At 70.6% G+C, this 24,712-nt stretch carries 23 protein-coding genes; 9 read left to right on the forward strand and 14 right to left on the reverse strand.

The window, feature by feature from the left end:
- Positions 1-22: 22 nt before the first annotated feature.
- The 5 genes from NE235_RS09750 to NE235_RS09770 form a co-directional block, all read right to left on the reverse strand.
- A complete protein-coding gene (locus NE235_RS09750) occupies positions 23-751 on the reverse strand; it encodes a type II secretion system F family protein (protein ID WP_252800973.1) in 729 nt (242 codons plus the stop codon).
- Positions 752-857: 106 nt separating this feature from the next.
- A complete protein-coding gene (locus tag NE235_RS09755) occupies positions 858-1,595 on the reverse strand; it encodes a type II secretion system F family protein (RefSeq protein ID WP_252800975.1) in 738 nt (245 codons plus the stop codon).
- A 37-nt stretch (positions 1,596-1,632) separates the two neighbouring features.
- Positions 1,633-2,787 carry a TadA family conjugal transfer-associated ATPase gene (locus tag NE235_RS09760; RefSeq protein ID WP_252800977.1) on the reverse strand — a complete coding sequence of 385 codons (1,155 nt, stop codon included), beginning with the start codon at positions 2,785-2,787 and terminating at the stop codon, positions 1,633-1,635.
- Complete coding sequence (ssd, locus tag NE235_RS09765) at positions 2,784-3,854, reverse strand: septum site-determining protein Ssd (protein ID WP_252800979.1); 1,071 nt, start codon at positions 3,852-3,854, stop codon at positions 2,784-2,786. Before ssd ends, NE235_RS09760 begins: the two co-directional genes overlap by 4 nt.
- Positions 3,855-5,064: 1,210 nt before the next feature.
- Positions 5,065-5,850 (reverse strand): Fic family protein, encoded by a 786-nt coding sequence (locus NE235_RS09770; protein WP_252800981.1) that lies wholly within the window; start codon positions 5,848-5,850, stop codon positions 5,065-5,067.
- Positions 5,851-6,091: 241 nt separating this feature from the next.
- Here NE235_RS09770 and acs point away from each other — a divergent pair, with 241 nt between their 5' ends.
- The 5 genes from acs (at position 6,092) to NE235_RS09795 (ending at position 12,432) form a co-directional block, all read left to right on the forward strand.
- Positions 6,092-8,062 (forward strand): acetate--CoA ligase, encoded by a 1,971-nt coding sequence (gene acs / locus NE235_RS09775; protein ID WP_252800983.1) that lies wholly within the window; start codon positions 6,092-6,094, stop codon positions 8,060-8,062.
- A gap of 261 nt (positions 8,063-8,323) precedes the next feature.
- Entirely contained in the window at positions 8,324-8,758 is a 435-nt protein-coding gene (locus tag NE235_RS09780; RefSeq protein ID WP_252800985.1) for a phage holin family protein, read from the forward strand.
- Entirely contained in the window at positions 8,755-9,696 is a 942-nt protein-coding gene (locus NE235_RS09785) for an alpha/beta fold hydrolase (RefSeq protein ID WP_252800987.1), read from the forward strand. Before NE235_RS09780 ends, NE235_RS09785 begins: the two co-directional genes overlap by 4 nt.
- A gap of 138 nt (positions 9,697-9,834) precedes the next feature.
- Positions 9,835-10,350: a DUF309 domain-containing protein gene (locus NE235_RS09790; protein WP_252800989.1), complete on the forward strand. Its 516-nt coding sequence runs from the start codon at positions 9,835-9,837 to the stop codon at positions 10,348-10,350.
- An 846-nt stretch (positions 10,351-11,196) separates the two neighbouring features.
- Complete coding sequence (locus NE235_RS09795; RefSeq protein WP_252800991.1) at positions 11,197-12,432, forward strand: cytochrome P450; 1,236 nt, start codon at positions 11,197-11,199, stop codon at positions 12,430-12,432.
- Between the two features lie 125 nt (positions 12,433-12,557).
- Here NE235_RS09795 and NE235_RS09800 read toward each other — a convergent pair whose 3' ends face one another.
- From NE235_RS09800 to nth, 3 genes are all read right to left on the reverse strand, one after another.
- A complete protein-coding gene (locus NE235_RS09800) occupies positions 12,558-13,754 on the reverse strand; it encodes a MarP family serine protease (protein WP_406567557.1) in 1,197 nt (398 codons plus the stop codon).
- A gap of 81 nt (positions 13,755-13,835) precedes the next feature.
- The gene (locus NE235_RS09805) at positions 13,836-14,498 is read right to left on the reverse strand and encodes an NUDIX hydrolase (protein WP_406567558.1); all 663 of its coding nucleotides are present in this window, start codon (positions 14,496-14,498) and stop codon (positions 13,836-13,838) included.
- Positions 14,499-14,562: 64 nt separating this feature from the next.
- Positions 14,563-15,270: an endonuclease III gene (gene nth / locus NE235_RS09810; protein ID WP_252800993.1), complete on the reverse strand. Its 708-nt coding sequence runs from the start codon at positions 15,268-15,270 to the stop codon at positions 14,563-14,565.
- A gap of 84 nt (positions 15,271-15,354) precedes the next feature.
- Here nth and NE235_RS09815 point away from each other — a divergent pair, with 84 nt between their 5' ends.
- Positions 15,355-16,041, forward strand: coding sequence for a Crp/Fnr family transcriptional regulator (locus tag NE235_RS09815; protein WP_252800994.1), 687 nt, complete (start codon positions 15,355-15,357; stop codon positions 16,039-16,041).
- Here the strand turns inward: NE235_RS09815 and NE235_RS09820 are convergent.
- From NE235_RS09820 to NE235_RS09840, 5 genes are all read right to left on the reverse strand, one after another.
- On the reverse strand, positions 16,038-16,790 hold the full coding sequence (locus NE235_RS09820; RefSeq protein ID WP_252801729.1) for an MBL fold metallo-hydrolase: 753 nt from the start codon (positions 16,788-16,790) through the stop codon (positions 16,038-16,040). The genes NE235_RS09815 and NE235_RS09820 overlap by 4 nt on opposite strands.
- Positions 16,791-16,804: 14 nt before the next feature.
- On the reverse strand, positions 16,805-17,704 hold the full coding sequence (locus tag NE235_RS09825) for an NUDIX hydrolase (RefSeq protein ID WP_252800996.1): 900 nt from the start codon (positions 17,702-17,704) through the stop codon (positions 16,805-16,807).
- 119 nt (positions 17,705-17,823) lie between these two features.
- The gene (locus tag NE235_RS09830; RefSeq protein WP_252801000.1) at positions 17,824-18,285 is read right to left on the reverse strand and encodes a RidA family protein; all 462 of its coding nucleotides are present in this window, start codon (positions 18,283-18,285) and stop codon (positions 17,824-17,826) included.
- Positions 18,282-18,437, reverse strand: coding sequence for a DUF4177 domain-containing protein (locus NE235_RS09835; protein ID WP_252781158.1), 156 nt, complete (start codon positions 18,435-18,437; stop codon positions 18,282-18,284). Before NE235_RS09835 ends, NE235_RS09830 begins: the two co-directional genes overlap by 4 nt.
- 13 nt (positions 18,438-18,450) lie before the next feature.
- A complete protein-coding gene (locus NE235_RS09840; RefSeq protein WP_252801002.1) occupies positions 18,451-19,410 on the reverse strand; it encodes an SPFH domain-containing protein in 960 nt (319 codons plus the stop codon).
- 125 nt (positions 19,411-19,535) lie between these two features.
- On the opposite strand from NE235_RS09840, the gene NE235_RS09845 reads away from it, so the two are divergent.
- Together NE235_RS09845 and NE235_RS09850 are read left to right on the forward strand one after the other, a co-directional pair.
- Positions 19,536-20,531 carry an ArsA-related P-loop ATPase gene (locus tag NE235_RS09845; protein WP_252801003.1) on the forward strand — a complete coding sequence of 332 codons (996 nt, stop codon included), beginning with the start codon at positions 19,536-19,538 and terminating at the stop codon, positions 20,529-20,531.
- On the forward strand, positions 20,528-21,682 hold the full coding sequence (locus tag NE235_RS09850) for an ArsA family ATPase (RefSeq protein WP_252801005.1): 1,155 nt from the start codon (positions 20,528-20,530) through the stop codon (positions 21,680-21,682). The genes NE235_RS09845 and NE235_RS09850 overlap by 4 nt, the downstream gene beginning before the upstream one ends.
- Before the next feature lie 160 nt (positions 21,683-21,842).
- Here the strand turns inward: NE235_RS09850 and NE235_RS09855 are convergent, their stop codons facing one another.
- Positions 21,843-22,151 (reverse strand): WhiB family transcriptional regulator, encoded by a 309-nt coding sequence (locus tag NE235_RS09855; protein ID WP_252781162.1) that lies wholly within the window; start codon positions 22,149-22,151, stop codon positions 21,843-21,845.
- 239 nt (positions 22,152-22,390) lie between these two features.
- Here NE235_RS09855 and NE235_RS09860 point away from each other — a divergent pair, with 239 nt between their 5' ends.
- Positions 22,391-24,700 carry a penicillin-binding protein gene (locus NE235_RS09860; RefSeq protein WP_252801007.1) on the forward strand — a complete coding sequence of 770 codons (2,310 nt, stop codon included), beginning with the start codon at positions 22,391-22,393 and terminating at the stop codon, positions 24,698-24,700.
- The last annotated feature ends 12 nt before the right edge of the window (positions 24,701-24,712 follow it).

Here is a 24,712-nt window from a genome sequence, read left to right on the forward strand (position 1 = left end):
TAACTCTCACGTGCGGCCGCCCTCAGGGCAGGAGGACGGTGGCGGCGATACCGGCGACCGCGGGCACGATGCCCAGCAGGATGAACGCCGGGAGGAAGCACAGACCGAGCGGCGCGACCGCCCGTACACCCGCTGACCTGGCCCGGGTCGCCGCGGCGACCCGGGCCACACGCCGCTGGTCCTTGGCGAGGCGGGTGAGCGTCGCGGCGAGCGGCGCGCCGCCGGACGCGGCCCGTGCCGCCGCCCGGCCCAGGGGAGCCAGCACGGGATCGCGCGCGAGGGTGAGCCACTCCGCGGCTGGGTCCGCTCCCAGGCGGATACGGGCCGCCACATGGGCCAGTTCGGCGCCGAGCGGACCGCCGACCGCGTCGGCCACGGCCTCGACGGACTCGTGCCACGCGCCACCGCCCCGAAGGCACGCCGCGAGTAGGTCGATCGCGATGGGCAGGTCGGCGACCATACGGGCCCGTCGGGCGCGGAGGGCGCGTGGCTCGAGTCGCGCGAGGAAACGCATCAGGCCGACCGCCAGCAGCACCCCGACCACCCAGCCCGCCGGGCCGCCGACCACCAGCGCGCAGGCCAGACCGGCGGCGATGCTCACCGCGGGTCGGAGCCTGTCGCCGGTCGGGCCCCGGGCGGAGCCGCCGTCCGTGGGGAACAGCCTGCCGAGTCGCTTACTCGCGTCGTCACCCGAGACGGCGATGAGACCGGCGAGGCCGGCGCATCCGACGGCGGTCAGCTCAAGGAACACCGGCGACGCCTCCGAAGGGCCGGATTCCGCGCGCGCTCGAGGCACCCGCCCGGTCGTGGAGCGCGTCGGGGCGACCCCGGCTCGTGGCGGCCCCGGCTCGGGGAGGTCACCGGAGCTCCTCGGCGGCGGTGGCCAGTCGTCTGGTCCACCACAGCCCGAGGGCGTCGAGGCCGATGCCGAGCACCAGGCACAGTCCTCCTGGGACCGTGCCGAACAGGAAGGCGAAGGGTCGAGCGCCCAGTGCGACCGCCATGCCCATGCCGAGGATGGGCAGCCCTGCCAGCAGCCGCGCGGTCGTGCGGGGGCCGGCGAGTTGCATGGCGACCTCCTCGCGGTGGGTCTGCTCGTCGCGGAGCGCCTCGGCCAGCCCTTCGACGACGGAGGCGAGCATGCCGCCGCGGTCCATTCCGATGCGCCAGCAGCCGGCGAGCAGGCGGAGCCCCTCGCAGCCGGGCGCGACGGCCGCCCGTTCGAGGCTCACGGCGACGTCGTCACCCGACCGGGCGGCGGTCAGGACCGGATCGAGCCCCGGAATGGGCGACAGGCCCTCGGCCGCGCCGGTCAGCGCGGTGCCGGGTGGGCGGCCGGCGGCGAGCTCGACCGCGATCCCGTCGCACAACTCGATGACCGCGGCCCGCCGCGCCGTGGCGTCTCGTCGTCCACCGGGCAGCAGGCGCCGTACGCGGGCCGGCAGGCCGGTGAGGTGGGGCGCCGGTGGTCGCCCGGCGGCGTCGTCTGCCGGCCCGGTCCGCAGGATCGTGGCCAACCGCAGTGTGGTCGGCGAGGGCAGGGACAGCACCCAGACGCCCGCGAACACGCAGGCCACGGCCAGCGCGGCGATCACGGCAGCGGGCCTTCGAGGCGAGCCGCCAGCGCGGCGATCACGACGGCGGGCCTTCGAGGCGAGCGGCCAGCGCGGCGGCTCCAGGACCCTCTCGGATCGCGCCGTCGGGCCCGCAGAACACGGCGGGGACCACCCCCACCAGGCCGTCCGAACGCCGCTGGAAGACGCAGATCTCGGCCACCCGGCGTCGTCCGCCGGGTGCCTCGCGGACGAGGTGCACGACGACGTCGAGGGCCGCGGCGAGCTGGCTGTGGACGGCCTCCCGGCTCAGCCCGGCCGCGCAGGCGAGGGCCTCCAGACGGGCGGGCACGTCGGCGGGGGCGTTGGCGTGCAGGGTGGCGCAGCCGCCCTCGTGCCCGGTGTTCAGCGCGGCGAGCAGGTCCACCACCTCGCGGCCGCGAACCTCGCCCACGACCAGACGGTCCGGCCGCATCCGGAGAGCCTGGCGGACGAGGTCGTGCAGGGTCACCCCGCCCGTGCCCTCGATGTTCGGTGGGCGGGTCTCCAGGCCGATGACGTGGGGATGTGCGGGCCTGAGCTCCGCCGAGTCCTCGACGAGGAGGATGCGCTCTCCCGGGTCCGCCAGTGACAGCAACGCCGACAGCACCGTCGTCTTGCCCGTCCCTGTGCCCCCGGTCACGAGGTACGCGAGCCGGGCGGCGACCAGGGCGTCGAGCAGCTCCGCGCCCTCCGGAGGGACGGTGCCGGCCGCGACCAGCTCGGTGAGCGTGAAGGCCCGGCGCCGCGGCAGGCGCAGTGACAGGGCGGTGCCGCCGGACGCGATCGGCGGCAGCACCGCGTGCAGGCGCGCTCCTCCGGGGAGCCGCGCGTCGGTGTACGGCGCGGTGTCGTCGAGCCGGCGGCCGGCCGCGGCGGCGAGCCGCTGGGCCAGTCGCCGCACGGCGGACTCGTCCGGGAACCGCACGCGGGTGAGCCGCAGGCCGGCGTCCGTGTCGACCCAGACCTCCCCGGGGCCGTTCACCAGGACGTCGGTGACGCCGGGGTCCCGGAGGAGGGGCTCGAGCGGCCCCGCTCCGACCAGGTCGGCCCGGACCTCATCGGCCAGGGACAGCACCTCGGTGTCGCCGAGCACCGGCTCCTCGGCCCGTAGCGCGGCCGCCACCTGGGCCGCGGTCGGGACCGCGCCCGTGCCGACCAGCCTGCCGCGGACAGCTTCGGTGAGGTCGCTCATCGGGGCTCTCCGCTCATCGGCCGGACCCGCCGGAGGTCGGTGATGAAGCGACGGCAGAAGCCGTCGAGGGCCCCGCCCCGGCCGGGGCGGTGACCGCGCTCGATCGCGGTGGCCAGGCGCCGGTCGGTGGCGACCACTCCGGCCAGTGGGAGGCGCAGTGACTCCGCGATGACCGCGGGTTTGAGGCCGCCGGGAGCCGGACCGCGGACGACGACCCGCAGGTCGCGGGAGTAGGAGCGGACGAGATCGGCGACGCGGTCGGCCGCCACGGTGGCGCGCACCTCGGCGGGGACGACGAGCAACGTGGTGTCGGCGGCCGCCAGGACCTCCGCACCGGCGTCGGTCGGCTGCCTGGGCAGGTCGGCCACGACGAGGTCATAGCCGCGGACGGCCGCGTCGAGCACCGACCGCATCGTCTCCGGCGAGACGGGCTCGGCCGCCCCGCGATGCCACGAGAGCACGGCGAGGCCGTCGCGCGCCGGCAGCGCGTCGTGGAGCGCGGTGGTGCTGAGCCGCCCGTGCCGGTCCGCGAAGTCGGACCACCTGGCCCCGGGCGTCCCCTCCGCGCCCAGGACCAGGTCGATCCCCCCACCGAGCGGGTCGCCGTCGAGCAGGAGGGTGCGCAGCCGGTGCCGGGCGGCGACACCGGCCAGCGCCGCGGCCAGGACGCTCGCGCCGGCGCCGCCGCGCCCGCCCATGACGGCGATCACGGCGGCGCGTCGGCCGGTCGGCTCGGCGGCCGCCGCCATCCGATCGACGAGCCAGGTCTCTCCCTCCGGCAGCGCGATCACCTGCTGCGCCCCGACCTCGACGGCGAGGCGGTAGACCTCGTCACCGTCGGGGTCCGCCATGGCGAGGATGACGCCCGGCCGTCGCTCGGGGGACGACCGGGCGAGCTCAGCGGCTAAGTCGGCGCCGACCACGATCAGCGCGGCATCGCGCCAGGCCGCCCGCGCGCTCGTCGGGTCGGTGGCGAGCCGGGTCCCGACGTCGGCGGCCGCGGCCAGGCGCAGCAGGTCGTCGATGATCGATGAGTCGGCAGAGACGATCAGCACGGTCGCGGACATGGCATCTCCTCGCTTTCGCGAGGTCAACGATGCGCTCCGGCCGGCCCACACCGGAAGGAGTTTGCGCGAGGCTGTGGATAACTTCGGCTCGTCGGCGGAGCGCGGAGGTGAGCGGCCCCGGACACGAGACGACCCCCGCCGGGGGGGAGAGCGGGGGTCGCCGGACGGTCCGGCTCCGGGGGGGTAGAGCCGGTCCCGTTTCCCGGAAGGGTCTCGAAGGCCAAGCCAAGGCCGGGCGTTCGTCAGCGCACCGTAAACCCGGCGCCCCCAGTGTATGCAGGTTCTACATAAACGTGCCCGATCACTCGGAGTTCTGTCGAGTGGCGACCATTTCGTGATCATTGGTCGACCACCCAGAACGGGAGTATTCGGGCGTCTGCCACTCGGGGGGTGCGACAAGAACGCCTGTCCTAAGTGACTGCAGCGTAGCGGAAGCAGGCGAGATCGTTCTGCTCTCGGCCATGGTTGATTGAATCCAAGGTAGATCACGCTATGTGATCACATCGGCCGAAGCCCGGCGATCGTGATCGGCCCGGGCACGCGCCCCGAGAGTCGATCGACCACTCGCCCGCACACCGCGCGGCCGGAACGAGATCCTTCATCGGACACCCGTTTACCTCGCCAGAGGGCTTGCCATCTGGGCTGATTCGGCGTAGACAGAATGCACGGACCAAGTGTCCGAGCACGGCAGCCGGGCACCCACGCGCGACCAGCCGCGGGAGGCGCGTCGAGACGGGCTTGACCCGATCCGACGATTATGAGGTGCACGCTTGGTAACCCGGTGTGACGTGCCGGCGGCGGCGTTCCTCCGGGAACGCCGTTCGCTTTGTCGCACGCAGCTACCCGTTATGGACCGGCCGATACCCGGATCTCATGCAATGATCTTCTGGCATTCGGCGGTGCGTGGGACCGGCGTCCGCGCCTCTGCGTAACGGATGCCCCACGTCGACGAATCGCCACGAGGAGGACAAAGCGCGCACCAACGGCGATTCTGCGGCATGGCGGGCGCCATTCTCGCGGATCGACCAGTGAACGCCCGCCCTATGAGCCACGCCTCGGGTGCCACGCCTCGCTGCCCACCACGGCTGTGGCACGGCTCCGGTACGCCCAAGAACGGCCGGACCGCGTGGCCTCGGCCGCCGCTGGTACGCCTTCGTCGGCGCTGGTACGGCTCAGCCGCACTGGAACGCTTCAGGCGTGCTGGAACGGCTCAGCCGCGCTGGAACGCCTCGCAGACGGCGAGCGCCTCGCGCGCGCCGAGTTCGACGGCCTCGGCGCAGTGGCGTACCCACCGCCCCACGCCCTCGGGCGTGCCGGTCGCGTACCCGCGCAGCGCGTCGCCGTACTCCGCACGCAGTTCGAGATGGCCGACCTCGGGGGCGGTCAGCGACTTCGGGTCGAGGCCACGGTCGACGAGGGTCAGCCGTGCCGCCGCGCGGGCCACGATGCCGTCGCCCCACCCGAACGGCCGCAGGGTGAGCAGCTCCCCCTGCACGATGGCCGCCACGATCATCGCCGGTGCCTTCGTCGGCGCGGTCAGCAGGTCGCTGAGCACGTCGAGCCGCGTGGCGACGTCCGCGGGAGACGGAGGGGCGCCGAGGGCGAGCGGGTCGGTCGCCTCGCCGCCCGGGCGGGGCCGGCCGAGCGCGTCGGGGTCGACGGCGTCCGCCGCCGCCAGCACGTGCAGCCGGGCGAGCGCCTGGCGGGGCGCCTTGTGCCAAGTGTCCGCCAGCGCGCCGAGTTCGGCGGACACGCGCAGCGTCCCCTGCACGACCGGGTCGTTCGTCAGGCCGCCGCGAACCTCCTCCAGAGGGACGGCGACACCCTCCAGGGCCGCCGAGGCGCGGGCGCCCCGCAGCGCGGACTCCGCGGAGACCTCGGCGCTGCGCCGCCGCAGGATCCGGTGACCGAGCAGCCGGTCGACGGCCTCCCGGGCCCGTGCGACGGCCTCGGGAACTTCAGGCAGGCCTGCGACGTTGGCAAATGGGTCGCTCATCGAAAGCGCGACGTCCGGTGAACGTCCCGGCGGCGGGCCGGTTCGGGAACGCCGCTCCCTCCTTGGAAGTCGTGGCCGAACACGGCATGACGCGGGCGGATGCGGGCGCGGATCTTCGTCCCGGGACGGAGACGGCGCCATCGCACGACCCTACGCGGCATGCACCCCTTGTAACGACACGTGCGAAGCTGCTGAAGTTGGCTTGGACCGTCCTGACCTCCCGACCCCGAAGGAGTGCGCCGTGACGCAGGAAACCCCACACGAGACCCTCTCCAACCTCCTCCAGGAGAGTCGGCGGTTCGCTCCCCCGGAAGACCTCGCCGCGGCGGCCAACGTCACCTCGGCGGCGTATGACGAGGCGGCGGCCGACCGGCTGGCGTTCTGGGAGCAACAGGCCCGGCGCCTGCATTGGAACACCGGGTGGGACACCGTCCTGGACTGGTCGAACCCGCCGTTCGCCAAGTGGTTCGTCGGCGGCAGGCTGAACGCCGCGTACAACTGCGTCGACCGGCACGTCGAGGCGGGCATCGGCGACCGGGTGGCGTACCACTGGGAGGGCGAGCCGGGTGACACCCGCACGATCACGTACGCCGACCTGAAGCGTGAGGTCTCCAAGGCCGCGAACGCCCTCCTCGAGCTCGGCGTCCAGAAGGGCGACCGCGTCGCGATCTACATGCCGATGATCCCCGAGACGGTGTTCGCGATGCTGGCCTGCGCCCGCATCGGCGCTCCGCACACGGTGGTCTTCGGCGGGTTCTCCGCCGACGCGCTGCGCGGGCGCATCGAGGACTGTGACGCGCACGTCGTCATCACCGCGGACGGCGGCTACCGCCGGGGCGCGCCGAGCGCGCTCAAGCCGAACGTCGACGAGGCCATCGAGGGCATCGACCACGTGCGCAACGTCCTCGTCGTGCGCCGTACCGGCCAGAACGTCGCCTGGACCGAGGGCCGCGACGTCTGGTGGCACGACCTCGTCGACCGGCAGAGCGAGGAGCACGAGGCGGAGCCGCACGACGCGGAGCACCCGCTGTACGTCATGTACACCTCGGGCACGACGGCCAAGCCGAAGGGCATCCTGCACACGACCGGCGGCTACCTGACGCAGGTGTCCTGGACGCACCACGCGGTGTTCGACCTGAAGCCGGAGACCGACGTCTACTGGACCGCGGCCGACATCGGCTGGGTGACCGGCCACTCGTACATCGTGTACGGGCCGCTGTCCAACGGCGCGACCAGCGTCATGTACGAGGGCACGCCCGACACCCCGCACAAGGGCCGCTGGTGGGAGCTGGTCGCCAAGTACAAGGTCTCGATCCTGTACTGCGCGCCGACCGCGATCCGCACGTTCATGAAGTGGGGCGAGGACATCCCCGCTCAGCACGACCTGTCGTCGCTGCGGCTGCTCGGCTCGGTGGGCGAGCCGATCAACCCGGAGGCGTACGTCTGGTACCGCAAGAACATCGGCGCCGACCGTACGCCGGTGGTCGACACGTGGTGGCAGACCGAGACCGGCGCGATCATGGTCAGTCCGCTGCCGGGTGTCACGCACGGCAAGCCCGGCGCGGCGATGCGGCCGCTGCCCGGCATCGAGGCCGACGTGGTCGACGACCAGGGCACGCCGGTGCCGAACGGCGGCGGTGGCTTCCTCGTCGTCAAGGAGCCGTGGCCGTCGATGCTGCGCACGATCTGGGGCGACGACGAGCGGTTCCTCAAGACGTACTGGTCGCGCTTTGACGGGCTGTACTTCGCGGGCGACGGCGCGAAGAAGGACGACGACGGCGACATCTGGCTGCTCGGCCGGGTCGACGACGTCATGCTCGTATCCGGCCACAACATCTCGACGACGGAGGTCGAGTCGGCGCTCGTGTCGAACCCGAAGGTCGCCGAGGCGGCCGTGGTCGGCTCGACCGACCCGGTCACCGGGCAGGCGATCGTCGCGTTCGTCATCCTGCGCGGGGAGGTCGCCGACGACGGCGAGAAGCTCGTCGCCGAGCTGCGCGACCACGTCGCCAAGCACCTCGGCCCGATCGCCAAGCCCCGGCAGATCATGATCGTGCCGGAGCTGCCGAAGACCCGGTCCGGGAAGATCATGCGGCGGCTGCTCCGCGACGTGGCGGAGAACCGCTCGCTCGGTGACGTCACCACGCTGACGGACAGCACGGTGATGGACCTCATCAAGGACAAGATGCCCGCCGCCTCCGGCGACGAGTGACGAGTGACGAGTGACGACCGCGAACGGATGAGCGCGGCCCTCTGGGGCCGCGCTCGCCTCGTGTGGAGCCGATGGCGGGCCCGCGGCGATACCGGCCCGCCGCCGAAGGCGACGGAACCCGCCCCCGGTAACCTCGGACAGTCGCGTGCCGATAAGCCGTTCTTTCGCCGGGACTTCGCCGGTTCACTCCTCATCGGCGATTCGGCCTATTCGGATCCCGCGCGATCCGAAAGAGTGGCGACCTGCGCTGAGAGGAGAAACATGACCGAGGTACGGCCGAACGGCCAGTATGACGAGAAAACACTCGGCGAGCTGGTCGCCATCGCCACCGGCAGCGTCTCCCGTCTCGTCAAGTCGGAGCTCGAGCTGGCCAAGCTCGAGCTCAAGGGGGACGCGAAGAAGGCCGCCCTCGGGAGCACCCTGTTCGCCGTCGCCGGTGTGATCGGCGGAGTCGTCGTCATCCTGTTGTCGATCGCGTTCGCGTACGGTCTGGTGGCGCTCGGCATCTGGCGGTGGGCCGCGTTCCTCATCGTCGCCGGGGTCTACGTCCTGCTGGCGGCCGTGTTGATCCTCATCGGCCTGTGGCGGATGAAGAAGATGAGCGGTGCCAAGCGGTCCCGGCAGTCCGTCAAGGAGGACCTCGCCATGCTCCGCCGGGGCGGCGACTCCGAGGACAAGCCCGCACTCACCGAGTGAATCCCCCCGACGAGTCCATCGTCCAGATCGACGGCCCGTGGCGGCACCGGTCGGTGAGCGCGGGCGGTACGCGCTTCCACGTCGTCGAGCTCGGCGAGGGGCCGCTCGTCCTGCTCCTCCACGGGTTCCCGCAGTTCTGGTGGTCCTGGCATCACCAGCTGACGTCACTAGCCGAGGCCGGATTCCGTGCCGCGGCCGTCGACCTGCGCGGGTACGGCGGCAGTGACAAGCCGCCGCGCGGATACGACCTGATCACGCTGGCCCGGGACGCCGCCGGGCTGATCCGCGCGCTCGGCGAGGCGAGCGCGACCGTCGTCGGCCACGACTGGGGCGGCCTGCTGGCCTGGACGATGGGCGTCTACCAGCCGAGGGTCGTCCAGCGACTCGTCGTGGTCTCGGCACCGCACCCGCTGCGCATCCGCACCGCGATGGCGACGGACCTGCGCGGCCAGGCGTGGGCGGCCCGGCACACCTTCGGTTTCCAGCTCCCGGTGGGACCGGAACGCCTTCTCCTGCGGGACGACGCCGCCCAGGTGGGCCGGATGCTGCGCGCCTGGGCGGCCCCGGGCTGGCCCGACTCCGGCAGCGAGCGGCTGTACCGCTCGGCCTTCCAGATCCCCGGCGTCGCGCACTGCGCGCTGGAGTACCACCGCTGGGCGGTCCGGTCGGTGCTGCGCCCGGACGGCCTGCGGTACGCCCGTCGGATGCGCACGCCCATCCGTGTTCCGACGCTCCAGTTGCACGGCTCGCTGGATCCTTGCGTCCTGCCCCGCAGCGCGCAGGGAACGGGCCGGTACGTCGAGGCGCCGTACCGGTGGCGGCTGATCGAGGGCGTCGGCCACTTCCCGCAGGAGGAAGGCCCGGACGCCTTCGATGCCGAACTCTTCCCCTGGCTCGCCGAGCCCCGCCCTGCGTCCCAGGGCCACCGGTCCGGCTGAGCCCTCCTCTCGAACCCAACAGCCCGCATCCCAGGGCCACCGTTCCGTCGCGTAGGACCACGGCGCGGGCCGAGCCCAGCGAACCGGAACGCCCGAGGTTCCGGTGAAAGCCGCCGTTCCGGGGCGGACAATGAGGGCATGCGCGATCGGGATGAGGCGGGACGGGCGCGTAACGCGCGGCCACGTGACGCATACGGCCGGCCGCTGCCGCACGGCGCGACCGGGGAGGAGCGCGTCCCGGACGACTACGCAGCCGAGCCGGCCGAGGCCCTGGCCGAGGCGCAGCGGCTCCTCGACGCGGACCGGCCCTTCCACGCCCATGAGGTGCTCGAGGCGGCCTGGAAGGCCGCTCCCGAGGCCGAGCGCGCCCTGTGGCAGGGGCTCGCGCAGATGGCGGTCGGCTTCACGCACGTACGGCGCGGGAACGCGCGCGGGGCCTGCACGCTGCTACGCCGCGCCGCCGACCGCATCGCCCCCTATGCGAACGCCGCCGCCCCGCACACGGACGCCGCGGCGCCGCACGGCATCGCGGTGGCCGACCTGGCGGCGTCGGCCCGCGGGCTGGCCGACCGCATCCAGCGCGCCGGCCTGGAGACGGTCGCGGACGCGGACCTGGCCCCTCGCCTCTGCACCCGGCCGACCAGGTCGATGTAAAAGGGCGGCTTGGTGACGAACGGTGAGTCGGCCACGCTCGGATACGCGCACAGCGCGCAAGCAGTTGGCGCGGAGAGGCTGGGCCCTCAGTTCATGTTATTACCGCTCCGTGGTCGTGTCGCCTGTGCTCGAACTGATCCGACAACGTCTTACATAGAGCTCTGAGGGCGCAACGCGGCCTGTGGAATAGGAAAAATCGGAGACAGGGTAGCTCCTGGCACGCCCATCTGCCTTATCCCAAGTCGCCGGTCCGCCGTTTTCGCGTGATCATCTCATGATGTCTACGCCATGAAGCCCTTGGCCGTCAAGAGCTGAGGGCTTAAGCAATGGCTACCGCGTCGGCGTGACCGTCAAACTCGCATCGTAGCCTGCAGGGCGGGGCCGGATCGAGCGTGAAGCGCCGCTCGAAGGCATGGATCCGTGCTCCAGACCTACCGCCGGCGGGTATCGGTATGCCATACTCCGTCACTAGTTGGGACATGCGCCCGCCGCCAGGATTGCAGCTTGATTTCGGCGCGCGTCACACCATATATTTCGGGAGGTGCCGTGGGATCGCGTTTACCGCACCTCGGACCTTTAATTTCCTGCGCCTGGCATAGGGGCCACCACATGGGGTCTTACGACATACCGTGACAAGGTGGAATGCCAATTGCGCGACTTGGTCGCCAGTGGCGGACTCCCCTCAGCACCACTGACGTGTATGTAATCGACGGGCGAGCCGTAGAAATCATCTAAGCCCTGCGCGGTGTTGTCCGTCGTACGGAGATCGCCCCGTGCAATCAAAGTAACTGGGATTATGGAACGTTCCATCGTGCCGGCCATCGAATACCCCGAGCGGAGCTTCAAATGACGACTACTGTTCAAGAACGCGTATTGGCCGCAACCCTTGAATCCCCGATGAAACTGATCACCAGGGATTTCATGCATGATCCATATCCCATCCTCCGGCTCATCCAAGAAATCTCCCCGGCGGTGCCCGTAGTCGTCAACGGCTTCCGCATGTGGGTGGTGACCCGTTACGACGATGTCATCCGAATTCTCGACGAACCCGGCCTTGGCAAGGACCTTGTCGGGCGAGCAAGACAGGTGCTACAGCAGTCCGTGGTCCGGCCCGAACGGAGGCCACGCTTCCCCCCACAGTCGCGGCGAGGTGTACTGGACCGGGACGGTGAGGACCACCGCCGGTTGCGCACAGTCCTTGGGCCCATGTTCAGTCCAAGGCGACTCGCCGAGTACGGTCGGCTGTTCGAGCGCACCGCCGGGGAGCTGGTGACCCGCTTCCAGGAGAACGAGACGATCGACGCCGTGGGGCAGTTCGCCAGGCGGCTCTCAGCCACCTTCGCGGGAGAATTGCTGGGGATTCCGGAAGAGGAGCGGGATGGCTTCCCGATATGGGAGACCGAAATGCTCACCGCCCCGACGATCGAGCGGATCGAGGCTGCGGCGCAACACCTCTACGACTTTTCGCTGAAGATGATTGATGTCAAACGTGCCAACCCAGGTGACGACCTCTTCACCTGGCTGCTGAGAATGCACGATATTGATGGCTCTATCGATGGCGATGAACTGGCTTCGACGATCATCATGCTGATAGTGGCCGCCTCGGAGCCGGCCGCGGCGATCGGCAACGCACTCCTCCTGCTGCTCAGCCATCCTGATCAGCTGGCGAAGGCCCGGGCCTGTGACTACGCAGGCTGCGTAGACGAGGTCATGCGCTTCGAGTCGCCGTTCCGAATGCTCCCTCCCCGTTTTCTTGACCAGCCTCTTCGGTTCGGTGATCTGACCATTCCTTCAGGGGAATTGCTACTGCTGTCGCTGGCAGCCGCGAATCGAGACCCTAAGCGATTCCCCGACCCCGATATCTTTGACGTCACAAGGTCAACGAAAGGCCATTTGGGGTTCGGCTATGGACCGCACCGATGTATAGGTGCACAGCTCGGTCGTATGGCCACGGAGATCGGCATACGGTCACTGCTTAATCGTTTCCCTCACAGCGAATTGGCGATCCCTGCAGAGCAGGCCGATTGGCGACTCGGGACATACATGCGTCGACTGGAGAATCTTCCGGTAACCCTGGGCTGACGGTCCACTCGCCCTCAGCCGGACGGCCGTTCCCCGGACTGGTCGGAGCGTCCGTCGGCCGCCGCGCGTAATGCCGTCCACGAGCGTGAGGAGAGATCCACCCCGGCACGTTAGACAGGGCCTGGCTAGTCCGAGCAGGACTGGGTGGAGACGTTACCGGTCGCGTTGATGCCCGCCTCGGCGTCGGGGGCGACCTCGTGGGCGGTGAGGGCGTACCCGGTGTCCTTGTTGTCCAGGGCGGCGGCGAAGACGACGCCGTACACCTTGCCGGCGGGGGACAGCAGCGGGCCGCCGGAGTTGCCCTGCTCGACCAGTGCGCGGATCGCGTAGATCTCGCGGGTGACCTGGCCCGAGTGGTAGATATCGGGGCCCTTGGCCTTCTGCTTGGCGCGGATCCGAGCCGCCCGGGCGGTAAACGGGTGGTTCTTCGGGAAGCCGGCGACGACGGCGTCGTCGCGGCTCTGGGCGTCCTCGTCGAACTTCAGGGACGGCAGGTCGAGGCCGGGCACGTCAAGGACGGCGATGTCGCGCTTGTCGTCGTACAGCACGACCTTGGCGTGGTAGTTGCCGTCGCTCATCGTGTACACGGTCGGGCCGGAGTCCACGCCCGCGACGACGTGCGCGTTCGTCATGACACGGCCGGGCGCGTACACGAAGCCGGTGCCCTCGATCCGGCGCTGACAGCTGTGCGCCGTTCCCATGATCTTCACGATGCTCTTGCGGGCGCCGACCAGCGCGGGGGTGTTGAGGATGCGGGTGTCCGGGGGCGGCACCTCGGCGATGGGCTCACCGCCGAGCCCGCCGAACACCTGCGGGAACTCCGTCTTCGACACGAAGCCGCGGAAGGAGGAGAACCAGGTGGTCGCCTGCTGCGGCATGAAGGCGTCGACGCCGTGCAGGACCTGGGAGTTCTTGACCTGGGTGCGCAGCCAGACGATCGGCGAGGTGACCAGGGCGCTGCCGATGAACCACGAGACGACGAGCAGCGCGACCGCGCTGACGCAGGCGCCGCCGACGGCGTCCACGCTCCGGGCCGACTCCCAGGTCACGCGGCTCCGCAGCGCGGAGCCGACGGAGGAGGCGATGAGCTGCCCGAGCGTCGCGGCCAGGAAGGCGATGACCACGGCGAGCAGCGCCTGTTGTGCGGCTCCGCTGACCACCGCTTTGACCAGTGGAGGGGCGATGAGCATGCCGAGGACGACACCGCCGACGAAGCCGACGAAGCTGAGCACGCCCACGATGAAGCCCTGCCGGTACCCCGAGATGGCGAAGAGCACGACGAGCACCAGCAGGATGAGGTCAAGAACGTGATCGCCCAGCACCGGTCAACCGTATAGCGCGAACGTGGCCAAGGACGTCCCCTCCCCGGACCAGATCCGGTACGGGAGGGTACGAATCAAGGACTACTCGCGCCGCCCGAGGTCGATGACCTCGGCGGGAAGGTCCTCGACCCGCGTGGTGTCCCAAGGACGATCCCAGCCGCCCGCTTCGAGCACCGCGTGCAGAATCCCGGCGGTGAACCCCCATACGAGCATCCCCTGGACGCGGAACGCTGGTCCGAGGTGCCCGGAGGGTCCTCGGATGCGCAGCCGGTTCGCCGGGTCGGTCAGCTCTGCCAGCGGGACCCGGGCGACCGAGGCCACCTCGCCGGGGTCGGTCGCGTGTACTGCGGACGGCTCCCGCCACCACGCGACGACCGGGGTGACGCGGTACTCGCTGTGCGCGACGTACAGCTCCGGCATGGTGGCCAGGACGGTCACGCCGGAGGGGTCGAGGCCGGTCTCCTCGGCCGCCTCGCGCAGGGCCGCCCCCACGGGCCCGTCGTCGGTGGGGTCGATGCCGCCGCCGGGGAACGCCGGCTGCCCGGCGTGCTTGCGCAGGGTGTCCGCGCGCTGGAGGAGCAGGAGGTCGGGGCCGTCGGGGCCCTCGCCGAACAAGATGAGCACCGCGGCGGCGCGGGCGCCGTTCGCGGGGGGGCGCAGCAGTGCGGAAACCTGCATCCGGGGGGCCTTGGCCGCGAACCCACGCAGCCACTCCGGGCAGTCCGTTCCAAGGTCGACCGTCATCATTGAAGGTTCAACCGCGCCGGCCCCGTGATCCTTCCCGTTCACGCGACCTGATCCTGCCAGGTCACGAGAAGGGACCGGGCCGCACCAGCTTGCGCGCGGTCTCCTCGTCCGTCGGGCCCTCGCCGTACGACGGGCAGAGCCGGGCGAGCGGACAGGCGCCGCAGGCCGGGCGCCGCGCGTGGCAGATACGCCGGCCGTGCCAGATCAGCCGGTGGGACAGGATCGTCCAGTCCTTGCGCGGGATCAGCTCCCCGACCTCGTACTCGACCTTCACCGGGTCGGTGTCGGTGGTCCAGCCGAACCGCCTGCTCAGCCGCCCGAAGTGGGTGTCGACCGTGATGCCGGGCACGTCGAAGGCGTTGCCGAGCACGACGTTGGCGGTCTTGCGCCCCACGCCGGGCAGGGTCACGAGCTCCTCAAGCGTGTGCGGCACCTCGCCGCCGAACCGCTCGCACAGCTCCTGGCCGAGCTTGAGCAGGCTGTTGGTCTTGGCCCGGAAGAACCCCGTCGACTGGATGATCTTTTCGACCTCCTCGCGGTCCGCCGCGGCGAGGTCGGCGGCGGTCGGGAAGCGGGCGAAGAGGTCCGGGGTGACCATGTTGACTCGCTTGTCCGTCGTCTGCGCGGACAAGATCGTCGCAACCAGGAGCTGGAACGGGTTGCCGAAATCAAGCTCACAGTGCGCATCCGGGTAAACTTCCGCCAGCTCTCGATTGATCCGGCGAGCCCGGCGTACGAGGGCGAGACGCGACTCCGGTTTGCGTGGCACGAACGCAAGGGTAACGGGGGGGTCGACCAAAACTCATCCTGCGATGTGCGTCACACTGTGGTGGTACGTCAGCAAGGAGGAAACGTGAACGACCGCGACGTGGAGGTTCTGGGACGGGCCCCACTGTTCGAAGCACTCGATGAGGAAGGGGCGAAGGCGCTTCGCGCCATCGTGTCAGAGGTCCACCTCTCACGCGGTCAGACGCTGTTCTCCGAAGACCAGGAGGGCGACCGGCTCTACGTCGTCCTCGACGGCAAGATCAAGCTCACCCGGACCGCGCCCGATGGCCGGGAGAACCTCCTGAGCGTGCTCGGCCCCAGCGAGATGTTCGGCGAGCTGTCCCTGTTCGACCCGAGGCCGCGTACGGCCAGCGCCATCGCCGTGACCGAGTCGCGGCTGGCCGCGGTGGGGCACAGCGACCTGTGGCCGTTCCTCAAGGGCCACCCGGAGATCAGCATCCACCTGCTGCGCGCCCTCGCCCAGCGCCTGCGCCGGACCAACGAGAACATGGCCGACCTCGTCTTCACGGACGTGCCCGGCCGGGTCGCCAAGGCCCTCCTCGACCTCGCCGAGCGCTTCGGCCAGCCGAGCGAGAGCGGCCTACACGTCCACCACGACCTGACGCAGGAGGAGCTCGCCCAGCTCGTCGGCGCATCCCGGGAGACGGTGAACAAGGCCCTCGCCGACTTCGCCCAGCGCGGCTGGCTGCGCATCGAGGCCCGCGCCGTGCAGGTCCTCGACATCGAGCGGCTCCGCAAGCGCTCCCGTTAGATCCCTCTGAGGTAGTCGAGCTGGGCCTGTACGGCCCACTCGGCGACCTGCCACAGCGACCGGTCGACGTCGGCGTAGGCGCGTTCGACGACCTCCCGAGCCGTGCGCGCGCCGGCCGCGAGGGCGTCCTCGACCTGCCGAAGGCGTTCGCGCCGGTGGGCGATGTAATGGTCGAGCGCGCCGACGGGGTCGTCGAGGCGGGGGCCGTGGCCGGGCAGGATCACACTCGTGCCCTCGGCCATCGCCCGCAGCCGGTCGAGTGAGGTCAGGTAGTCCCCGAGCCGGTCGACGATCGTAGAGCCGTAGCCCAGCACGGTGTCGCCGGTGAGCAAGGCCCGGTCGCCCGGCAGCCAGAAGCACAGCGAGTCGTGCGTGTGACCCGGGGTCTCCATGACGTGCACCTCGAGGCCGTCCACCTCGATGACGTCGCCCTCGCCCAGACCCTCCTCACCCAGCCGCAGGGTCGGATCGAGCGCCCGGATCGGAACGGGCCGGGAGCCGTCGGCGGCCAGCTCGACGAACCGCCGTGCGCCTTCGGCATGGTCGTGATGGCCGTGCGTGAGCAGGACCACGGCGACGTGCCGCGCCTCGGCGGCGACCCGGCGCAGATGCTCCTCGTGCTCCGGTCCGGGGTCGACGACGATCGAGCGCTCGGCGCCCGGCTCGCGCAGCACCCAGGTGTTCGTGCCGTCCAGCCTCATCGGCGAGGGGTTCGGCGCGAGCACGCACCGGGCCCGGTCGGTGTGCATACCATCGATTGCGCTCACGGTCGGCCTCCTGTGACATTTCCGTCGACGGCGCTCACGGCCCGGCCTCCGGGCAGGTGGCCGTCGAGCTCCGGCGGCAGGACGAGGTAGGCGCCGTCCCCGGTCACCCGCGTCTCGGGCAGCCAGGGTCGTACGGCGCGTTCGGCGGCGAGCACGGCGGCGACCGAGTCGTACGCCGTCAGCTCGGTGAGGGTGACCATGGTCGGCGGCAGCAGCGCCATCTCGCCGCGCCGGGCGGCCTCGACCGCGGCCTGCGGGCGGACCCACGTCACCCGGTCGGACTCGGTGCTCACGTCACGGGCGCGCTGGCCTTCGGGCAGGGCCGCGACGAAGAACCGCGTGTCGTACCGGCGTTCCTCGATGACGGGCGTGATCCAGTGCGCCCACGGGCGCAGCAGGTCGCCGCGCAGCACGAGGCCGCGCCGACCGAGCAGCGCGGCCAGCGACAGCGACCGGTCAAGCAGCGCCCGCCGGTCGGCCTCCCAGTCGTCTCCGCCGAGGTCGCCGACGATCGTGTCCGCCGTCGGGCCGGCGAGGAGCACGCCCGACTCCTCGAACGTCTCACGGACGGCCGCGCACACCAGCTCGCGGGCGAGGGTGTCCCCGGCGCCGAACGCCGCGCCCCACTCCGCGGGCGACGGCCCGGCCCAGCCCAGCGTACGGTCGCCGTCCCGCGCGTCCACCGAACCGCCGGGGAAGACGTACGCGCCGGGCGCGAACGGCATCGACGTCACCCGGCGCAGCATGTAGACCTCGATGCCGCCGCCCGCGGTGTCGCGGAGCAGGACGACCGTCGAGGCGTCCCGTGGCGCGGCCGGCTCCGCCCGGCCCTCCTCGAGGTCGCGGACGCGTTCGGCGACGTAGTCGGGCAGCCGAAGGCCGGGGAGTTCCGGCACCGGGGCCTCCTCGTTCGCGCTGGGGCGGGACGCCGTCCGACGGCACAGGACGGCGTCCCGTGGGCCTCGTCAAGCCGAACGTCATTCCCTCGGCCGTACGTTACTCGATTCGTTGGTCGTTATTCGACCTCGGCGATGAGTTCTATTTCGACCGGCGCGTCCTTCGGCAGCACCGCGACGCCGACCGCGCTGCGCGCGTGCCGTCCCGCGTCGCCGAACACCTCGCCGAGCAGGTCGCTCGCCCCGTTGATCACCTGGGGCTGGCCGTGGAAGTCCGGGGCACTGGCCACGAACCCGACGACCTTGACGATCCGGCGGACCCGCGACAGCTCACCGACCTCGGCCTTGAGCGCGGCGATGGCGTTCAGCGCGGCCGTACGGGCCAGCTCGGCGGCCTGCTCCTCGGTGACCTCCGCGCCGACCTTGCCGGTCGCCGGCAGCTTGCCGTCGACGATCGGCAGCTGGCCCGACGTGTAGACCAGGTTCCCGGTGCGCGCGGTCGGGACGTACGACGCCAGCGGCGCCACGACGTCCGGAACCTCCAACCCGAGCTCCTCGATCCTCTCCTCCGGCGTGCTCACTGCTTCTCTCGCTTGAGGTAGGCCACGAGGTTCTCGGGGTTCGGGCCGGGGATGACGGTGACGAGCTCCCACCCGTCCTCGCCCCAGTTATCGAGGATCTGCTTCGTCGCGTGCACGAGCAGTGGAACGGTCGCGTACTCCCACTTCTTCATGCGGGGAACTCTATTACCGCTGGGCGGGCGGCTCCTCGTGTCGCGCGGCGATGCCCGGCTGCTCCTTGGTCTCCAGGCCGGGCACCGGCGGCACCTTGTCGGCGGAGTCGATCGACACCGGCTCGCCGGCCTCGGCCAGCTCCTCCTCGGCCTTGGCGAGGCGCTCGGCGAGGTCGGGCCGGTGGGAGCCCTCGGGCGGTGTACGGTCCCCGCCCGCGGCGCGGTCGAAGAAGCGCAGCAGCTCCACGGGGAACGGCATGACGAGCGTGCTGTTCTTCTCCGCGGCGACCTCCACGACCGTCTGCAGCAGCCGCAGCTGGAGGGAGGCGGGGTCCTGCGCCATGACCTCGGCCGCGGCGGCGAGCCGCTTCGACGCCTGGAACTCACCGTCGGCGGCGATGATGCGCGCCCGGCGCTCCCGCTCCGCCTCGGCCTGCCGCGCCATCGACCGCTTCATGCCCTCGGGCAGCGAGACGTCCTTGATCTCGACGCGCTCGATCTTGACGCCCCAGGGCGCCTCGGTCATGCCGTCCATGATCTGGCGGAGCTCGGCGTTGATCGTCTCGCGGTCGGACAGGAGCTGCTGCATGTCGGCCCGGCCGATGACCGCGCGCAGCGAGGTCTGCGCCACCTGCGAGATGGCCCAGTTGTAGTTCTGCACGTTGACGATCGCCTTCACCGGGTCGATCACCCGGAAGTAGACGACCGCGTCGACGCGGACGCTGACGTTGTCCTGGGTGATGCCCTCCTGCGCGGGCACGCCCATCGCCACCGTCTGCATGTTGACCTTCGTCATCCGGTCGATCACGGGGAAGATCAGCGTCAGGCCCGGCGGCCGGAAGTGCGGCTGCACCTGGCCGAGACGGAAGACCACGCCGCGTTCGACCTGCTGCACGACCTTGATCGACGACAGGATGACCAGCAGGATCACGAAGCCGATGACGCCTAGGAGCACGAATGCCGCTTCAGCCACGGCGCTCACCTTTCTGACGGCCGATTCCCTCATGTCCGACACTAGTCGCCAGATCCCCTGAGGTGGCAGACGTCACTTTGCGGGCGCTGCGAACGCGTCGCCGGACGGACGATAACCTCACAAGAGTGAGCGCGAGAGACACCGACTGGGACGGTGTACGGCTGCACGTCGTCACTGGTAAGGGCGGCACCGGCAAGACCACGGTGGCCGCCTCTCTGGCGCTCGCCCTGGCCGCGGGCGGCCGGCGGGTCCTGCTCATCGAGGTGGAGGGCCGGCAGGGCATCGCGCAGCTCTTCGACTGCCCGCCGCTGCCGTACGAAGAGCGCAAGGTCGCGGTGGCGCCGGACGGCGGCGACGTGTACGCCCTCGCCGTCGACCCCGAAGAGGCCATGCTCGAGTACCTCGAGATGTTCTACAACATCAAACGGGCGGGCAAGGCGCTCAACAAGATCGGCCTGATCGACTTCGCGACCACGATCGCGCCGGGCCTGCGCGACGTCCTCCTCACCGGCAAGGCGAGCGAGGCCGTGCGCCGCCGCGACAGGAGCGGCCGCTTCATCTACGACGCGGTGGTGATGGACGCGCCGCCGACCGGCCGCATCGGCCGGTTCCTCAACGTCAACGCCGAGGTCGCGGGGCTGGCGAAGGTCGGCCCGGTCCGCAACCACGCCGACACGGTCATGCGGGTGATCCGCAGCCCGGAGACCGCCGTCCACTTCGTCACGCTCCTGGAGGAGATGCCGGTCCAGGAGACCCTCGACGGGATCACGGAGCTGCGGGAGATCGGCCTGCCCGTCGGCGGCCTGATGGTCAACATGGTCCGGCCGCCGCTGCTGCCCGCGGAGGAGCTGGCCCTGGCCGCCCGCGACGAGCTCGACGTCGAGGCGATCCGCATGGGCATCAAGGCGGCCGGCATCGAGGACCGCACCGCCGAGATCGCCGACGCCCTCGCCGAGGAGGCCGCCGACCACGCGCGGCGCACCGCCCTGCAGGAGCGGGAGAAGGCCCGCCTGACCGACGCGCACGTACCCCGGTACGAGCTGCCGCAGCTCAGCGACGGGATGGACCTCGCCGGGCTGTACGAACTGGCCGCCGAGCTGAGGAGGCAGGGAGCAGCGTGATCACCGCAGCCGAGAAGACCCCGCCGGACTTCTGCATCGACGACCTGATCGACGACCCCGACACGAAGATCATCGTCTGCTGCGGGTCGGGCGGCGTGGGCAAGACCACGACCGCCGCCGCCGTCGGCGTCCGCGCCGCCGAACGCGGCCGCGACGTCGTCGTGCTGACCGTCGACCCCGCCCGCAGGCTCGCGCAGGCGCTCGGCCTCACCGAGCTGGACAACACCCCGCGCCTCGTCGAGGGCGTCGACGGCGAACTCCACGCCATGATGCTCGACATGAAGCGCACCTTCGACGAGATCGTCGAGGCGCACGCCGAGCCCGAACGCGCCCGGCAGATCCTCGCCAACCCCTTCTACCAGTCGCTGTCGTCCAGCCTGTCGGGTACGCAGGAGTACATGGCGATGGAGAAGCTGGGCCAGCTGCACCGGTCCGGTGCCTGGGACCTCATCGTCGTCGACACGCCGCCGTCCCGGTCGGCGCTGGACTTCCTCGACGCGCCGGAGCGGATGGGCCGGTTCCTCGACGGCCGATTGATCAAAATCCTCATGGCCCCCGCCAAGGCGGGCGGGCGGTTCGGGCTGAAGGTCGTGACCGCCGGCTTCGGCATGTTCACCAACGCGATCACGAAGGTGCTCGGCGGTCAGCTGCTGAAGGACGTCCAGACGTTCGTGCTGGCCTTCGACACGATGTTCGGCGGGTTCCGGGAGCGGGCGGAGCAGACGTACCGCCTGCTGCAGGCGCCCGGTACGGCGTTCCTCGTCGTCGCCGCCCCGGAGCCGGACGCGCTCCGCGAGGCGTCCTACTTCGTCGAGCGTCTCGCCGAGGAGCGGATGCCGCTGGCGGGGATGGTCCTCAACCGGGTGCACCGGTCCGACGCCTCGCACCTGTCGGCCGTACGCAGCGAGGCCGCCGCGGAGACGCTGGAGGACCGCGGCGCGCATCCCCTGGCCGCCGCGCTGTTGCGCCTGCACGCCGAGCGGATGCACGTCACCGCGCGCGAGGCGCGGCTGTGCGAGAGCTTCACGTCCTCGCACCCGGCCGTTCCCCGGGCCACCGTCGCGGCCATGGCCGAGGACGTGCACGACCTGGACGGGCTGCGGTGCATCGCGCGGGATCTCGCGGGCGAACACGAGGAATCAGCGGCCTGATCGCCGTACCGGTCCCTCCGCACCCGGCCCCTCCGCACGGAGCCGCGGTGTCGTACGGGATCGGGCCGGATGAATCGGCGACCTGATCGTTCCGGAGCTCCATGAGGGAGCCTGGCCGGCCGGGCGCGGCCAGGCGGTCGATCAGTGGCGACTCGCCGGATCAGCTCGCGACGAGCTCTTCGTCCGGGTCCTGCGACCGCTCGTACCGCTCCTTGGCGGTCTCCAGCAGCTCCCGCCACGATGAGACGTCCGGGCGCCGGCGAAGCAGCGCACGACGCTCGCGCTCCGTCATGCCGCCCCAGACGCCGAACTCGATGCGGTTGTCGAGAGCGTCGGCGAGACACTCCGTGCGCACTGGGCAGCCGCGGCAGATCAGCTTGGCCCGGTTCTGAGCCGCCCCCTGCACGAACAACGCGTCGGGATCCGCGTTACGGCAGGCGGCGCGGGCGGTCCAATCCGTGATCCACATCTTGGCCCCACTCCCCTTGGGTCGGTTGTCGTTTGCGAGCCCCGGCCGGACGGGCGCGGACGTCAGGCCGCCATACGAAAGCCGTGGGGAGAAACTTACGGAAGACCGCGCCGCTTCAACAGCCCCCGATGGGTCCATTCTTGAGATAGCCCCTACGGGCCATGGCAAGGCAACGAACTAGTCATCCGACTCGGCGGGGTGTCCCATATGCACCTCTCGTCCCGCGTAACCTATGTCGCGTGACTGATGAGAAAGCAGACCGGGAACACGCCATCGTCAAGTTGCTACGTCTCCTAGGGGCGGCGCTCGTGGCCGGAGTCCTGGTCAGCTTCCTCGCCCTGCCGGCCGTCGGCAGCGCGGGAATGGCGACCCGGGACGCCGCCGACGGTTTCAAGAACCTCCCGGCCGACTTCAGCATCCAGCCGCCGCCGGAGCGTACGACGGTCTACTCGGCGGACGGCCAGGTCATCGCGACCTTCTACCACCACAACCGCGAGTCCGTCCGCCTCGACCAGGTCGCCCCGATCATGCAGAAGGCGGTCGTCGCGATCGAGGACTCGCGCTTCTACCAGCACGGTCCCCTCGACATGAAGGGCTCCGCACGCGCGCTGGTCACCAACGCCCAGGAGGGCGGGGTCAAGCAGGGTGGTTCGACGCTCACCCAGCAGTACGTCAAGAATTTGCTGGTCGAGAGCGCCGACAACGACAAGGAGATCGCGGAGGCCAAGGCCCCGACCTTCGGCCGGAAGCTGCGCGAGCTGCGGTACGCCGTCAACGTCGAGAAGCGGCTCACCAAGGACCAGATCCTGCAGGGCTACCTCAACATCGCCTACTTCGGCGCCGGCGCGTACGGCGTGCAGGCCGCGGCCCAGCGCTACTTCAGCAAGGACGCCACCGAGCTGACCCTGCCGGAGGCGGCGCTGCTGGCCGGCATCACCAACAGCCCCAGCTACTACGACCCGACGGTCTTCCCGGACCACGCGCGGGAGCGCCGCAACACCGTGCTGTACCGCATGGCCGAGCTGAAGATCATCACGAAGCAGCAGGCCGACCAGGCCGCCGCGCTGCCGATCAAGCTGCACCCCAAGCTGCCCAAGAGCGACTGCAGCGCCAGCAAGGTGCCGTTCTTCTGCCAGTACGTGAAGAACGAGATCCTCGGCAACCCGGCCTTCGGCAAGACGCAGACGGACCGAGAGCACCTGCTGTACCGCGGCGGCCTGACGATCCGCACGACGATCGACATGAAGGCGCAGAAGGCCGCGCAGCAGGCGCTCAGCAGGCGACCCAACCACGACAGGACCGCCACCGAGGCCATGGTCAAGCCTGGCACCGGTGAGATCAAGGCCATGGTGGTCAGCCGAAAGTACGGCGCCAACGTCAAGAAGGGCCAGACCCAGCTCAACCTCGCCGCCGACTACGCGCACGGCGGCAACATGGGCTACTCCGCCGGGTCCACCTTCAAGATCTTCACGCTGGCCGCCGCCCTCGACAAGGGCATCAGCCCCGGCGCCTCCTACCCGGCGCCCGAGAGCACCACGGTGTCGGGCTACCGGGACTGCAAGGGCGGCGGCTCCGAGCCCTGGCCCGTCCAGAACGCCGAGAAGTCCAAGGGCAAGTCCGCCAACCTGCAGACCGGGACGTGGGAGTCGATCAACACCTTCTACGCCTACCTCGAGAAGGACGTCGGTCTCTGCAACGCCGTCAAGATGGCGGAGAACTTCGGCATGAAGCGCGCGGACGGCAAGCCGCTCCAGCAGAACCCGGCCCAGGTCCTCGGTACGAACGAGATCGACGTCACCCACCTCGCCGCCGCGTACGCCGGCTTCGCCGCCCGCGGCCAGTACTGCACGCCGATCGCGATCACCGAGGTGACCGACTCGACCGGCAAGAAGATCAAGGTGCCCAAGGCCAAGTGCACCCAGGCGGTCGACCACGAGATCGCCGACGAGGTCACGAGCATCCTGCAGGGCGTCCTCACCCGGGGCACCGCGCGAGGCGAGGGGCTGGGCCGGCCCGCCGCGGGCAAGACCGGCACCTGTGAGAGCTTCACCTGCGCCGTCTTCGCCGGCTACACCCCCGACCTCGCGGCCGCCGTCTGGTACGGCAGCCCGGAGGCGCCCTGGGGCAACCGCAACTACAACGTCTTCGGCGCGGACATCGCGCCGATCTGGCGCGCCTCGATGCTCGGCGCGCTGCGGGGAACGAAGGCCTCGTCGTTCCACACGCCGCTGAAGGACTTCGCGACGCTCGACCAGCAGAAGATCCCCAACGTCCAGGGCATGCCGGTCCAGCAGGCCAAGAAGAAGATCGAGAATGCCGGCTTCGACGTACAGATCTCCCCGCGCGCCGTCGACTCCAACCAGCCGGCGAACACCGTCGTCTACACCTCGCCGAGCGGCGGCAGCCAGGTCGACCAGAACACCACCGTCATGCTGTTCGTGAGCAACGGCAGCGGCGCGGTCGGCGCGAACGACAACGGCACCGGCAAGGGCAAGCGCGGCAACGGCAGGAAGGGCAAAGGCTTCGGCTGGCCGTTCGGCGGCCGTTGACCGCCCCGAACG

Origin of the sequence: Actinoallomurus spadix, assembly GCF_024055725.1 — a bacterium.
GTDB lineage: Bacteria > Actinomycetota > Actinomycetes > Streptosporangiales > Streptosporangiaceae > Actinoallomurus > Actinoallomurus spadix.